The 13,990-nt window shown below is 63.6% G+C and carries 12 protein-coding genes; 5 read left to right on the forward strand and 7 right to left on the reverse strand.

The genetic code is table 11. From position 1 onward, the window contains the following. Positions 1-8: 8 nt before the first annotated feature. The gene (locus tag ACHIRB_RS20520; protein WP_395124338.1) at positions 9-869 is read right to left on the reverse strand and encodes a class I SAM-dependent methyltransferase; all 861 of its coding nucleotides are present in this window, start codon (positions 867-869) and stop codon (positions 9-11) included. 175 nt (positions 870-1,044) lie between these two features. On the opposite strand from ACHIRB_RS20520, the gene rpsA reads away from it, so the two are divergent. Then, positions 1,045-2,532: a 30S ribosomal protein S1 gene (rpsA, locus tag ACHIRB_RS20525; protein ID WP_395118850.1), complete on the forward strand. Its 1,488-nt coding sequence runs from the start codon at positions 1,045-1,047 to the stop codon at positions 2,530-2,532. A 181-nt stretch (positions 2,533-2,713) separates the two neighbouring features. Here the strand turns inward: rpsA and ACHIRB_RS20530 are convergent, their stop codons facing one another. After that, positions 2,714-2,926, reverse strand: coding sequence for a hypothetical protein (locus tag ACHIRB_RS20530; protein WP_199706636.1), 213 nt, complete (start codon positions 2,924-2,926; stop codon positions 2,714-2,716). Between the two features lie 120 nt (positions 2,927-3,046). On the opposite strand from ACHIRB_RS20530, the gene coaE reads away from it, so the two are divergent. Beyond that, a complete protein-coding gene (coaE, locus tag ACHIRB_RS20535) occupies positions 3,047-4,264 on the forward strand; it encodes a dephospho-CoA kinase (RefSeq protein ID WP_395124337.1) in 1,218 nt (405 codons plus the stop codon). Between the two features lie 34 nt (positions 4,265-4,298). Next, entirely contained in the window at positions 4,299-5,096 is a 798-nt protein-coding gene (locus tag ACHIRB_RS20540) for a crotonase/enoyl-CoA hydratase family protein (protein WP_395124336.1), read from the forward strand. Between the two features lie 9 nt (positions 5,097-5,105). Here ACHIRB_RS20540 and ACHIRB_RS20545 read toward each other — a convergent pair whose 3' ends face one another. Together ACHIRB_RS20545 and ACHIRB_RS20550 are read right to left on the reverse strand one after the other, a co-directional pair. Further along, on the reverse strand, positions 5,106-5,654 hold the full coding sequence (locus ACHIRB_RS20545; RefSeq protein ID WP_395118854.1) for a ribonuclease FAU-1 family protein: 549 nt from the start codon (positions 5,652-5,654) through the stop codon (positions 5,106-5,108). 53 nt (positions 5,655-5,707) lie between these two features. Continuing rightward, positions 5,708-6,625 carry a patatin-like phospholipase family protein gene (locus ACHIRB_RS20550; RefSeq protein WP_395124335.1) on the reverse strand — a complete coding sequence of 306 codons (918 nt, stop codon included), beginning with the start codon at positions 6,623-6,625 and terminating at the stop codon, positions 5,708-5,710. A 254-nt stretch (positions 6,626-6,879) separates the two neighbouring features. Here ACHIRB_RS20550 and uvrB point away from each other — a divergent pair, with 254 nt between their 5' ends. Further along, positions 6,880-9,039, forward strand: coding sequence for an excinuclease ABC subunit UvrB (uvrB, locus tag ACHIRB_RS20555; protein ID WP_395118858.1), 2,160 nt, complete (start codon positions 6,880-6,882; stop codon positions 9,037-9,039). Positions 9,040-9,053: 14 nt separating this feature from the next. Here the strand turns inward: uvrB and ACHIRB_RS20560 are convergent, their stop codons facing one another. Both ACHIRB_RS20560 and ACHIRB_RS20565 read right to left on the reverse strand, forming a co-directional pair. Further along, positions 9,054-9,926, reverse strand: a complete 873-nt coding sequence (locus ACHIRB_RS20560) for an ABC transporter permease (protein WP_395124334.1) — start codon at positions 9,924-9,926, stop codon at positions 9,054-9,056. Beyond that, positions 9,923-12,832, reverse strand: coding sequence for an alpha/beta fold hydrolase (locus ACHIRB_RS20565; protein WP_395124333.1), 2,910 nt, complete (start codon positions 12,830-12,832; stop codon positions 9,923-9,925). Before ACHIRB_RS20565 ends, ACHIRB_RS20560 begins: the two co-directional genes overlap by 4 nt. Before the next feature lie 227 nt (positions 12,833-13,059). On the opposite strand from ACHIRB_RS20565, the gene ACHIRB_RS20570 reads away from it, so the two are divergent. Then, positions 13,060-13,512 carry a universal stress protein gene (locus tag ACHIRB_RS20570; protein ID WP_395124332.1) on the forward strand — a complete coding sequence of 151 codons (453 nt, stop codon included), beginning with the start codon at positions 13,060-13,062 and terminating at the stop codon, positions 13,510-13,512. A gap of 43 nt (positions 13,513-13,555) precedes the next feature. On the opposite strand, the gene ACHIRB_RS20575 is transcribed toward ACHIRB_RS20570, so the two are convergent. After that, positions 13,556-13,963, reverse strand: coding sequence for a DUF732 domain-containing protein (locus ACHIRB_RS20575; protein ID WP_395124331.1), 408 nt, complete (start codon positions 13,961-13,963; stop codon positions 13,556-13,558). Positions 13,964-13,990: the final 27 nt, after the last annotated feature.

A 13,990-nucleotide genomic window follows, 5' to 3' on the forward strand; every position in this document is an offset into this window, starting at 1 on the left:
AGGACCCCTCATTCCGGTTTGTCACACACGAAAATTGCGGTCCCCGGAAACAGTGCGCCGCGTAACGGGCTCCACTGCCCCCACTCGCGGTCGAGCCACTCGGGCCATTCGGGTTCGACTATATCGACCACGGACAATCCGGCTGCGACGATCTCGCGGACCCGATCGCCGATCGTTCGATGATGCTCGACGTAGGTCGCACTACCGGCCTCGTCGACCTCTACATAGGGGCTGCGATCGAAATAGGGGATGGTCGCAGTAAGTCCGGCCTCGCCGGGATCGTCGGGGAAAATCCATCTCATCGGGTGGTTGACGGAGAACACAGAGCGCCCGCCGGGCTTCAACACTCGGGCGACCTCCCTCATGACCAGAGCCGAGTCGGCGACGAACGGCACGGCACCGAATGCCGAACACGCCGCGTCGAAGCTCGCGTCCGCGAAGGGGAGCGTCTCGGCGCCCGCCTGCACGAGCGGCACTCGCCGTTCGGACCCCGACATCGATTCGAGACCGCGGCTCAACATCCCCATCGACAGATCGAGACCAACAGGACGGGCGCCCTGAGCCGCCAACCAGCGCGAACACGGCGCCGAACCGCAGCCGATTTCGAGGATCGACTTGCCGGCGACGTCTCCGAGGAAACGCATGTCGCCTTCGTGCAGCCCCTCCGGACACCAGACGAACTCACCGTCCGCGGAATCGACGCCGAGAAACTCGCCGTGGGTCTGGTGATAGGCACCGGCGTCGGCGTCCCACCAGGCGCGGCTGGCGCGCTCGCTCGTCGCCGAGTCGATCCGGGTGCGACTCACCCCGACCGCTCCGAGCAGGGCATTTGCCTCGGCATGTCGGTCCGATACCGTTGGTTCTGACATGGGCAACACTCTAGGTGCGACGCGCCCCGCCCGGTTTGCCCAGCTCTACCCGGGTCGCGTACCCTGTTTTGCGCGAGTGTCTTTGCGCTGCGCCGAAACCGGTGTGGTGCGAGTTCGCGAGTGACCGACCGAACATCCATCAACCGACCACAACCCGTCCGGAGCAACTCAACACATGCCCTCATCCACCGTCACCTCTCCGCAGGTAGCCATCAATGACATTGGCTCTGCTGAGGACTTTCTCGCCGCAATCGACGCGACGATCAAATACTTCAACGATGGCGACATCGTCGAAGGCACCATCGTCAAGGTCGATCGTGACGAGGTTCTACTCGATATCGGTTACAAGACCGAAGGCGTCATTCCTTCTCGCGAGCTCTCCATCAAGCACGACGTCGACCCCAACGAGGTCGTCTCCGTGGGCGATGAGATCGAAGCCCTCGTCCTCACCAAGGAGGACAAAGAAGGCCGCCTGATCCTGTCGAAGAAGCGCGCTCAGTACGAACGCGCATGGGGCACAATCGAAGAGCTCAAGGAAAAGGACGAGGCCGTCAAGGGCACCGTCATCGAGGTCGTCAAGGGCGGCCTCATCCTCGACATCGGTCTTCGTGGCTTCCTGCCTGCATCGCTCGTCGAGATGCGTCGTGTCCGTGACCTCCAGCCGTACGTCGGCAAGGAGATCGAGGCCAAGATCATCGAGCTCGACAAGAACCGCAACAACGTCGTCCTTTCGCGTCGTGCGTGGTTGGAGCAGACGCAGTCCGAGGTTCGCAGCGAATTCCTGCACCAGCTCCAGAAGGGGCAGGTGCGCAAGGGCGTCGTCTCCTCGATCGTCAACTTCGGTGCCTTCGTGGACCTCGGTGGCGTCGACGGCCTGGTGCACGTCTCCGAGCTGTCGTGGAAGCACATCGATCACCCGTCCGAGGTTGTCGAGGTCGGCACCGAGGTCACCGTCGAGGTTCTCGACGTCGACCTGGACCGCGAGCGCGTTTCACTGTCGCTCAAGGCAACGCAGGAAGATCCGTGGCGCCAGTTCGCTCGCACCCACGCGATCGGCCAGATCGTTCCGGGCAAGGTCACCAAGCTGGTTCCGTTCGGCGCCTTCGTGCGGGTCGAAGAGGGCATCGAGGGCTTGGTCCACATCTCCGAGCTGGCCGAGCGCCACGTGGAGGTCCCGGACCAGGTCGTCGCAGTCGGAGACGACGCGATGGTCAAGGTCATCGACATCGACCTCGAGCGTCGTCGTATCTCGCTGAGCCTCAAGCAGGCCAACGAGGATTACCACGCAGAGTTCGATCCGTCGAAGTACGGCATGGCCGACAGCTACGACGAAGCGGGCAACTACATCTTCCCCGAGGGCTTCGATTCCGAGACCAACGACTGGATCGAAGGCTTCGACAAGCAGCGTGAAGAGTGGGAAGGCCGTTACGCCGAGGCTGAGCGTCGCCACAAGATGCACACCGCTCAGATGGAGAAGATGGCCGCCGACGAAGCCAACGAGATCGCGAACGCTGCGGCAGGCTATTCGTCGGAGACCGGTTCCGCCGAGGGTGGTAGCCCCGCGGCTGCCGCAGGTGCGGCTCCGGCCGAGTCCACCGGTGGATCGCTTGCCAGCGACGCGCAGCTTGCAGCGCTTCGCGAGAAGCTCTCCGGCAACGCGTAGTTAGCAAACAAAGAGGCCCGGTCCAATTGGACCGGGCTTTTTTGTGCGTGTCATTGGGCGTGAGGGGTCCTCTACCGCCGTCGGACGGGGTCAGCGGACCCCTGACCCGCCTGAAATGTGCCGGAAAAAGTCAATGGCCCAGTCCGAATCGGACTGGGCCACTTGTAGAAAGGGGTCGTGCTCAGCTTGCGGTTGCCGGCACCCAATGGGTCGACGCAGTTGCGGTGCGCTTGCGCATCGCCGCGAAACTGTGCCGGGCAGGGCTGACAAGCGCGGTGAACCAATTGCGACGGTGCTCTTCGAGTGCAGTCGCAACAGCGGGAATCAGAGTGCAGTGCACCCCATTCGCCATGCCCAGGCGGTGCCGACCTGCCTGGTGTCGATTGCTTCCCATGATGTTCCTTTGTTAGAGAGGTTGGCCTGGCACGCCACGACGAAACATAACCGACAAATTGTTGAAGTTGTGGCATTTGAGACGTGTGAACAACAGCGTGTCGGATGAGAGACTGGAAGCGTGCTGAGAATTGGCCTCACAGGGGGCATGGGAGCGGGCAAATCGACTGTCTCGAAAATACTCGAGAGTCGAGGAGCGGTAATTGTCGATTCCGACAAGATTGCGCGGGAGGTTGTCGAACCGGGAACCGAAGGCCTCGCCGCACTCGTCGCTGCATTCGGCGACGACATCCTCGCAGCAGACGGCAGTCTGGATCGAGCGGCGTTGGCGGCCAAAGCATTCGTCGGTGACGAGGAGCGGGGCAAACTCAACTCGATCGTGCACCCGCTGGTCGGCAACCGAACTGCCGAACTGATAGCCGCCGCGCCCGCCGACGCTGTTCTGGTGCAAGATATTCCGCTACTCGTCGAGAACGGACTAGGACCGCTGTTCAGTCTGGTCATCGTGGTCTTCGTCGATGCAGAAGAACGCGTGCACCGATTGGTGGAACACCGCGGTGTTCCCGAAAAAGACGCTCGCGCACGGATTTCGGCGCAAGCCACCGACGAACAGCGAAGTGCGGCGGCCGATGTCTGGCTCGACAACAGCGGTCCGCCGGGAACGATCGATGCGCAGGTCAATGCACTGTGGGACGAGCGTCTCGTTCCTTTCGAGCGCAACCTGAGTTCCGGGAAGTGGTCGTTGTCGGTACCGGAATTGGTGCCCGCAGATCCCGAATGGCCTGCCGAGGCACAACGATTGATCGGGCGCCTGCAGGTGGCGTGCGGCGCATCTGCACTGCGCATCGATCACATCGGTTCGACCTCGGTACCGGGGCTTCCGGCAAAAGACGTTATCGACTTGCAGATCACAGTGGCCGATCTTGCGACAGCCGACAAATTGGCCGAACCGCTCCACAAAGCAGGTTTTCCGCGAAAGACACATGTCACGGCGGACAATCCCAAACCTCCCTACGGCGTTGGCGGGGAAGCAGACCCAGGAGTCTGGGAGAAGCGTTTGCACGGCAATGCCGACCCGCAACGCCCGATCAATGCACACATAAGGGTGGTGAACTGGCCCGGACAGCAATTTGCTCTGGCATTTCGCGACTGGTTGCGGGCCAATCCGGAGATTCGCGACGAGTATTCGGCGATCAAACGTGAGGCCGCAGCGAACGCCCGCCGATTCACCGACCATTCGGAGGCGGTCGCCGCATACCTGTCGGTGAAAGAACCCTGGTTCGATCACGCCTACCCGCGAGTCATGGAATGGGCTGCCGCGCAGGAGGGTCGTCCATAATTCGCGCGCGATGGGCTCGGATACTGTTGCCCGCATGTCAGAACGCATCAGCCTCGACGTCGTCGACGGCATCGCCTACGCCACCCTGAACCGCGCCGACAAGCTGAACTCTCTCGACTTTCCGATGTTCGAGGCCCTGACCTCTGTTCCCGAGCAGATCGCGAAGGATCGCTCGATCCGTGCGGTCATCCTGCAGGGGGACGGCAAGGCCTTCTGTAGCGGACTCGATTTCGCTGCTGTGGGTAAGGACCAACTCGCCCAGGTCCGCGGATTTGCGAAGCTTCCCGTACAGACGACCAACCTGTTTCAGAAGGCGTGCTGGGCGTGGCGTGAGCTGCCCGTGCCCGTCCTGGCAGTCCTGCACGGCTACTGCTTCGGCGGCGGACTGCAGTTGGCGCTAGCGGCAGACTTCCGTTTCACGACACCCGACTGCGAGTTGTCGGTCATGGAAGCAAAGTGGGGACTGATCCCCGACATGACCGGATCCGTCACACTGCGCGAACTGGTTCCGATCGACGTCGCGAAGCGGCTCACCATGACCGCCGAGGTCTTCGATGGCGTCAAAGCGAAGGAACTCGGACTGGTCACCGAGGTCAGTGCCGATCCGCTCGCGGCTGCGAAGGCGCTCGCTGCCCAGATCGCAACTCGCTCGCCGGATTCCGTGGCGTACACGAAGCGCCTGTTCCACGACACATGGACCTCGTCGCCGCGGTCGGCATTCTGGACCGAAAGCCAACTGCAATTGCGGCTGATCCTCGGCAAGAACCACAAAATCGCGCGCGCCGCAGGCAAGGCCAAAGAGATCCCGAAGTGGATCGCCAGGTCGGTCTAGGACTGCGGTCTAGCCTTTCGACGCGGGTGAGCGCGTCGGGGTAGGAACCTCGTTCGACCAGGTGAGTGCGATGCCACGCGATTCCAGCCACGGTTCGAGTCGATGATCGTGGCTGGCCATACCGTCGACGGCGACGAAGGCCTGCTCGATGGCTTTGTGTGCTTCGTCGGTCGTGATCAACCCGGCGGTCCGTGCTTCGAGAAGTTCGTCGAGATCGAGTAGCTCGACCTCACGACCGGACCGCACGACCAGATCTAGATAGTGATCGACCGACTTCCACACCGTCGGACCGATCGTGAACTCACCGAGATCGACGTAGTAGTTCTGGTCGCGGCGATGCTCCGGGTAGTAGTGGAAGATCGTCGCGCGCAGCCCGAGCGACGGGATCAGCCACGATTCCAGGTAGTGGAAGGCATGGTGGTCGGCTGTGCGGGCCATGTACAGGCCCCACGGTTCGACGCGGTACTGCTCGACCTCGCGGACGAAACCTTTCGGGTCCGTGTTCGTGCGCGCTTCGATATCGAAGTACTCGACTTTCGGTTTGTGCACATGGACCACCCATAGGAAGTTACCTGCTCCGCTGGAATCCGGCTGAGATTGGAGAGCAGGCGTCAGCGCCAGAATGCGGCGAGCGGCTCGGCGAGGGCCATGCCTTGCTCGTATCCCGTTCGCGCAGCAGCCGGTCGCAGCGTCAGGTCCATCGCGTTGGGTCCGAACATATGCTCGGCGCTGCCGTTCGGGCTGAGTGTTTCGACTCTGCTCCCGACCGCGCGCAGTTGGTCGACCTGTGTCGAGAGATGATTACCCCACTCCAGCGGCGTGAGTGAACGGCCGCCGAAAGGAGACAGCACCAGCACCCGTGCGTAACCGGCTGCAAGGTCGGCATTTTCGGCGTTGGAGCGATAGCCGCCGTCGATGTAGCTTGCGTCCCCGATTCGGAAGGGAAGTCCGCTGGAACAGCTGGCTGCGACCGCATCCGCCAGGTCGACTCCGCTGTGGCGGTCGAACACGGTCGGTTCACCGGTCCGGGCATCGACCGCCGTGATGAGGACTGCGCGCTGCGGCCACTGCTGACTTGGCAGCCGAGCAGCAACCGTGGCGCGCCACTGCGTTTGCCAGGCGCCGTCCGACGCCGCAGCCAGGTCGAGTGCGGCCGCGCCCACCCTGCGGCGCAGGTCGGCCGTGTCGTCCGATGAAGCGATGATGGTGCTCATTCTTGCCAGGTGGTCGGCGACCGGCCTGCTGGCACCGCGTCTTCGGTCGGCCGCGGCAGTATCTGTTCGTTGTGGAGGCGGGGCGGCGGCCAGGATGGCGGCGAACAGTTCGGTCGGGGAAGCCCCCGCCAGCTGGGCTGCGGCGGTCGAGCCTGCTGATGTCCCGATGGTCAGGTCTGCTGTGGTGACGTCCAGCCCGGCATCGAAGAGACCGGCGACAACGCCGATCAGCCACGCATTACCAGTCGATCCGCCGCCACCGAGGACAAGTGCTCGCTCGCGGGCCTGGGGTTGTGAAGGGGGTGTCGTGTTCATGGGAGTCGCCTTTCGCGAAATGCCTTTCTCAGGCGCTCCCAGCGGCGACTACGTCGGTCGCACGATCGTTGTCGGCAGGGGAGCGCCCACTGTGGATACTGCGTTCATGGGGTGTCACCTCCTGAGGACGGGTCGACGATCGCCGAAACGCTAACATCGGGCGGCGTGGGGGTGCAATCGATTTACTTGCACGTCAGCACGGTCGCGGCGGCGGCGAAGCGGTACGTGTCGGTGGGTCGGCATAGGCTTGTGCAATGGCGTTTCCAACAGAAAAGCACCTCCTCGCCCACTCGGAGCATCGTCCCGTCGGCGAGCTGATCGAGCGCACCGAAGGTCGCTTCGAGGTTGTCAGCGAACACAAGCCTGCCGGTGATCAGCCGGCCGCCATTGCCGATCTCGAACGCCGGATCAACGCGGGGGAGAAGGACGTTGTCCTGCTCGGTGCGACGGGCACCGGTAAGTCCGCGACGACGGCGTGGTTGATCGAGAAGTTGCAACGGCCGACGCTCGTGATGGCTCCGAACAAGACGTTGGCAGCGCAGCTGGCCAACGAGTTGCGAGAGATGTTGCCGCACAACGCTGTCGAGTACTTCGTGTCCTACTACGACTACTACCAGCCCGAGGCGTACATCGCCCAGACCGACACGTACATCGAGAAGGACAGCTCCGTCAACGACGACGTCGAGCGGTTGCGGCACTCGGCGACGTCGAGTTTGCTGTCTCGCCGAGACGTCGTCGTGGTGGCCTCGGTGTCCTGCATCTACGGCCTCGGCACCCCGCAGTCCTACCTCGATCGATCCGTCCAGCTCGAGGTCGGTGCCGAGGTGAACCGTGACGACCTGCTGCGCCTGCTCGTCGACGTGCAGTACACCCGGAACGACCTGTCGTTCGTGCGCGGCTCGTTCCGAGTCCGCGGCGACACCGTCGAGATCATTCCGTCCTACGAAGAGTTGGCCGTTCGCATCGAGTTCTTCGGCGACGAGATCGAGGCGCTGTACTACCTGCATCCGCTCACGGGTGATGTGGTCCGGCAGGTCGATATGCTGCGAATCTTTCCCGCGACGCACTACGTCGCAGGTCCGGAGCGGATGGAACGCGCGGTTCGCGACATCGAGTCCGAGCTGGAAGGCCGCCTCGCGGAACTCGAGAAGCAGGGCAAACTCCTCGAAGCGCAACGCCTGCGGATGCGTACCCAGTACGACCTCGAGATGATTCGCCAAGTCGGATTCTGCTCCGGCATCGAGAACTACTCGCGCCACATCGACGGCCGCGCCGCAGGCACAGCGCCGGCGACACTGATCGACTACTTCCCGGAAGACTTCCTTCTCGTCATCGACGAATCACACGTCACAGTTCCGCAGATCGGCGGTATGTACGAGGGCGACATGTCGCGTAAGCGGAACCTGGTCGAGTTCGGGTTCCGGCTGCCGTCCGCGGTCGACAATCGGCCGTTGACGTGGGAGGAGTTCGCCGACCGAATCGGGCAGGCTGTCTATCTCTCGGCGACGCCGGGCAAGTACGAGCTCGGTCAGGCCGGCGGCGAGTTCGTCGAGCAGGTGATCCGCCCCACCGGTCTTGTCGATCCGAAGATCGTCGTGAAGCCGACGAAGGGGCAGATCGACGACCTGGTTCATTCGATCCGAGAACGCGCCGAGAAGAACGAGCGCGTTCTGGTGACCACACTGACGAAGAAGATGTCGGAGGATCTGACCGACTACCTGCTGCAGCTCGGCATACGAGTCCGATACCTGCACTCGGAGATCGACACGTTGCGACGCGTCGAACTACTGCGGCAACTGCGACTCGGCGAGTACGACGTTCTGGTCGGTATCAACCTGCTTCGAGAAGGTCTCGACCTTCCCGAGGTGTCCCTGGTTGCGATTTTGGACGCCGACAAAGAGGGCTTCCTGCGCAGCAGCACCAGCCTCATCCAGACCATCGGCCGCGCGGCCCGCAACGTGAGCGGTGAGGTCCACATGTACGCGGACAAGATCACCGACTCGATGGCGATGGCGATGGAAGAGACCGAACGCCGCCGCGAGAAGCAGATCGCTTACAACACCGAGATGGGAGTCGATCCGCAGCCGCTGCGAAAGAAGATCGCCGACATCCTCGACCAGGTGTACGAGGAGGCCGACGACACCGACGTCGCGATCGGTGGTTCCGGACGCAACGCAAGCCGAGGTCGTCGTGCGCAGGGGGAGCCGGGGCGTGCAGTCAGCGCGGGTGTGTACGAAGGCCAGGATGTGAAGTCGATGCCTCGCGCCGAACTGGCCGACCTGATCAAGTCGCTGACCGACCAGATGATGAACGCCGCACGAGAACTGCAGTTCGAACTTGCGGGTCGACTACGCGACGAGATTCACGACCTGAAGAAGGAACTGCGCGGTATGGATGCTGCCGGGGTGAAGTAGCTGGGTCCGAAGTCCTAGCTGGTGATGTCTTTGCCGGAGAAGCGAATCCAGGCAAGGACGCCGAAGATCGATGCGTAGGCGAGCGCGGAGAACGCCCCGATCGTCATGTCGTACCAATCGATCGTCGGCGACAACGCACGGGTCCAGGCATACGAGAAGTGGCCTGGCAGGAGCCGCCGCAGGTCCCCGAGCGCGGTGATCTGGTCGAGAATCTGAACGAGGATCGACACCATGACGGTACCGCCGACCGCACCGAGCGGTGCGTCGGTCAGCACCGACAGCAGCAGCGCCAAGCCGGCGATCCAGGTCAGATTGATGGCGATGTAGCCCAATGCCACAAACAGCCGCAACACCGCAGTTTGGTACGGCAACGAATCGCCGAACGGGTTTGCCAACGGGTCCGCGCCGTAGAGCAGAGTGCCGAGGGCAAGCGCGACTACGACGAGAACCACGATCGCGATGAGCGACAGCAACACCGATACGACGGCCTTCTGCAGCAGCAGTCGTGACCGCGGCACCGGAATCGTCAGCAGATAGCGCAAGCTCGACCACGATGCCTCGCTCGCAACGGAATCGCCGAAGAACAGCGCAACGACCACGATCAGCAGGAAGCCGACCGACATCAGTAGGCAGAACACCGTGAAGTTCACACCGCCACGCGTGGCGAGCTCGATCAGGCCTGCGCCCGAATCGGCCTCGGCACCGCCGATGGCGAACGCCGCGGCAAGAATGCCTGGCAACAGGGCCAGAAAGCCGATCGCGACCTGGGTTCTGCGCCGGCGCAGTTGTCGTTCGAACTCGGTACGGACCGACAGAGTCGCGCTCGGCCGAAACCCCGGTGCGCGACCATCGGGATGGTCGGCGGACGTCGTTACAGACTCGCTCATTCCGCCGGGCCCTTTCCGTTGCTCTCAGGTTCGCCGCTCTGTGGTCCGCTGCTCTGTGAATCGCTGCCTTCCGACACGACCTCTTCGATATCCGGCCCAGCAGCTCGTGGATCGTGCACCAGCGCAAGGAACACGTCCTCCAACTTCGTCGACGACGCGACACCGCTGACCGCGACGCCTGCGTCGACCAAAGTAGCGACGACGTCGGCAGGTGCGGCCGAGCCGAGATCGATTCGCAGCCGCGGGTTGTCGCCATCGGTTGCGACGATCCGACCGAGTCCGGCGACGCCGGACAAGGCTGCGGCGGCGCGGGCCGAATCGTCGACCCGTATCTCGGTCGGACCGCCCGCTGCCACAAGCTCACGAACCGAACCTGCGCTGATCACCTTGCCCTGGTTCATGACGACCACATGGGTACAGGTCTGTTCCACCTCGGCGAGCAGGTGACTCGACACGAGGACCGTTCGCCCGCGCCGTGCGTAGGAGATCAGTACGTCGCGCATCGTCCTGATCTGCGGCGGGTCGAGGCCGTTGGTCGGTTCGTCGAGCAGCAGGAGGTCGGGGAGTCCGAGCATGGCCTGCGCGATGGCGAGACGCTGCCGCATACCTTGCGAGTACGAGCGCACCTTGCGGTCGATCGCTGCGCCGAGATCGGCGATGGCAACGACCTCGTCGAGGTGCGCGTCTTCCAACGAGCGGCCCGTGGAAAGCCAGAACAGGCGTAGGTTCTCGGCTCCCGAGAGGTGGGGAAGCAGGCCAGGACCCTCGACGAAGGACCCGATCCGTGACAGCACCGGCGCACCTGCGGTCACCTTGTGGCCGAACACCCGAATCTCACCGTCGTCGGGCTTGATCAGTCCCATCGCCATCCGCAGTGTTGTCGTCTTGCCTGCGCCGTTGGGCCCGAGGAGGCCGAGAACCTGTCCGGGCTCCACTCGGAACGACACACCGTCGACGGCGCGGAAACCGTTGGCGTAGGTCTTACGCAACCCACTGACGACGAGCGGAATGTCGGCAAGATCTTCGTCCGCATCGGCCGTGCCGCGCCTACGTGAGCGGATCAGGGCCGCGGCGACCAGGAGTCCGAGTGCGACGACGATGACCCCGATGCCGATGAGCGGTTCGATCGGAACGGAGCGTGAGGTGGCCATCCCCGAAATCGTCGGCACGCTCAACTGCGCGTCGAGGAGAGACACACTGAACACCGCAGGCTCGAGTGGCACCGCGTAGGCCTGATCCGTCGTTCCGATGACGATTTCGAGGTGATGGCCCTCGGGGACCTGAAACGCGATGCCCGGCAGGGTGATTCGAACATCCACCGGGTCGGTCGAATTAGGTAGCCGCAGCGCCCCCACTGCGCCGCCGGGCAACACCCGTCGGTCGTCGGCGCTCACGTCGTACAGCTTCGCGAACAAGACCGAATCGCCTGGTGCGGCAAAGGAATGGATACGAAGGTCGACCGTCGCCGACCCCGCGATCGTCACGGGTTCGTCGAACGCGTCGGTCCGGAACGTTGCCGCCTGACCCGCGGGATCACGGCCGATGACGTCGAGACCAGCGATCGACAGAGCAGACGACAGCACCGAACCGACTCCGGGAACGCTCGATACCGCGGCCGGTGATGCACCGGGCGGGCGCACGATCGTCTGCGGTACGTCGAGGTCGGAATACAGCCGCATCGTAGTGCGGCGTGCAGGCTCGGAGTTGCCGATCCCCGGGTACTGCGGGGCGCTCATCCTGCGGCTCGGGATCTCGCCCTGTTCGTTCGGCGTTCCGGGCAGTTGGAAGCTGAATCGTGGGGTGTCGGAGTCACCGCTGTCGGCGTTGTCGTCGTCGTCTCGCAGATTGGCGAGTAGGAAACTCCGCATCGGATAGTCGGCACGATTGGCGTCGCCGTCGTGGCCACCGTTGAACCACGTGACTTCGACCGGAGTTCCCGTTGCCGCGATCTGCCGTGCGTTCGCATCGCCCTGGTCGAGTGGGAACAGCGTGTCGCGTTCGCCTTGAACGATCAGCGTCGGCGCAGAGATCTTGTCGTTGTAAGCGGCAGGGGAGTGCGATCGAAGCAGCGCAAGGAGTTCGGGCGTCGGCGTTCCTGTCACCGCGGACTGCGCGTAGGCCTGGCACACGACCTCGGAGAACTTGCCGCAGATATCACCGGACAGCCCGGGCGACGCATCCTGACCGAGCGCGGTGGCGCCGACGCCGAAAAACACTCCGGCCCATGCGCGTTTGAGCACGCCGGGCGCTGCGTAGTCGGGTGCTGTCGGTGTCGGGGGGTCGGGCTGATCCGGATTGGGAAGCGGCGCAGCGTAGTTGGGGAACAGTGCAACGCCGAGATCGTTCCACGTTATAGACGCCGCGACTGTGTCGATGCGTGGATCGGTTCCACCGAGCATCAAAGCCAAAGCGCCACCATAGGATCCGCCTGCGACACCGACGCGCGGATCGCCGGGCGCATCGAGTTGCACCTCGGTCCGCTCCGCGAGCCAGCTGACCATGGCCCGTGCGTCGGCCACCTCGCGGTCGGGATCGTTGATCGATATGGCCCCGGTGCTCTCGCCGAAACCGCGCGCGCTGTAGGCGAGAACAACGAAGCCGTCGCGGGCGAGTCTACGAGCTTGGCCCGCCACCGAATCCTTGTTGCCGCCGAAGCCGTGCGCGAGGAGAACTGCTGGGGCGGGCGTCTTTTCGGGGAGATACAGTCGCGCATCGATTGCGACGGTTGCATCCTCACCAGGGCCGGCAGGCAGGGTGAGCGTCACGTCCTCGGTTGCGATATCGACCTGGTCGTCGCGGTCGAACACGAACATGACAAGGCCGAGGACGACCACGATCGCAGCGACAATGGCCGCGGCGCGGAGGAACGACCGACGGCCCGGCGTGTCAGGCCGCGGAATACGCATAAAACCAATCTATGCGAGGTTTGCGAAGTGTGCCGCTGGCGGATGCATCGTCTCTGCCTCGCTTGCTGAGACGGAAGTCGACCCTGGGCTGATCACTGAATCGCCGGAATGTGTGTTCTGACCCAAATTCGCCTCACACGCGCTTTGGAAGGCTAGGGTCAGCGAAGCGGCTGGAGTGGTTCAGCCGCGCGACTGTGCACCCGTTTTTATGCACCCATGGAGGATGAATGAGCGCGTACCGGACCATTGTCGTCGGGACTGATGGTTCCGACTCGTCGTACAAGGCCGTCGAGAAGGCCGCGTCGCTTGCCGGCGACGAGGGGGCGCAGCTTGTGATCGCTTGCGCGTACTACCCAACGGACGAGCGTGACGTCGGTGCCGCGGCGGACGCACTCAAGGACGACGCCTACCAGGTGCGTGGCAGTGCGCCGACGAACGACATCCTGCGCACCGCCCGCGAGAAGGCTCATGCCGTCGGCGCGACCAACATCGTCGAACGTTCGATCGTCGGTGCTCCGGTCGACTCGCTGCTGCAGCTCGTCGTCGATGTCGATGCGGATCTGCTCGTCATCGGCAACCGCGGCCTGAACTCCTTGACTGGCCGCCTGCTCGGGTCTGTGCCCTCGGACGTCGCGCGCAAGTCACGCTCCGACGTTCTGATCGTGCACACGGTCCGCTAACCGCTTCGGAACTGCAAATCCGGCTGTTGCCGACGAGAAATCGTCAGCAATAGTCGGATTTTGCCGTTTCCAGATAGATGCGAGCGACCTGGTCACCGTCGAGCGTGCCCTGCGATGTCGATGCCGTGTATTCGGCGAGAGGTGCAAGGTTCGCCAGAATCTCTTGTTCCGGCGTTGCATCGGCCAATCGCGCGCAAATTCCTTCGCCAAGCACAAGGGTCGTGGAATTCGACTGTCCCGCTGGGATTCCCGCGGCGATCAGGGCGTCCTTGTAGGCCTGCGCGCGTTCGTCGAGAGGTTGCTCGCCGCCGAGTGCGATGGCCGCCGCGGTTGGCGTGGTGGACGAGGACTGCGCAGAGTCACCCGCGTCGGAGACGGTGCAGGCACCGAGCGTCAACGAACCCGCGGCGAGACCGATGGCGACGCGTATGGCGCTGGTCTTTCCGTCCACGTCGAACAACTCCTGCCTGCGAACCTG

This window comes from Antrihabitans spumae (genome assembly GCF_043944905.1).
Taxonomy (GTDB): Bacteria; Actinomycetota; Actinomycetes; order Mycobacteriales; family Mycobacteriaceae; genus Antrihabitans; species Antrihabitans spumae.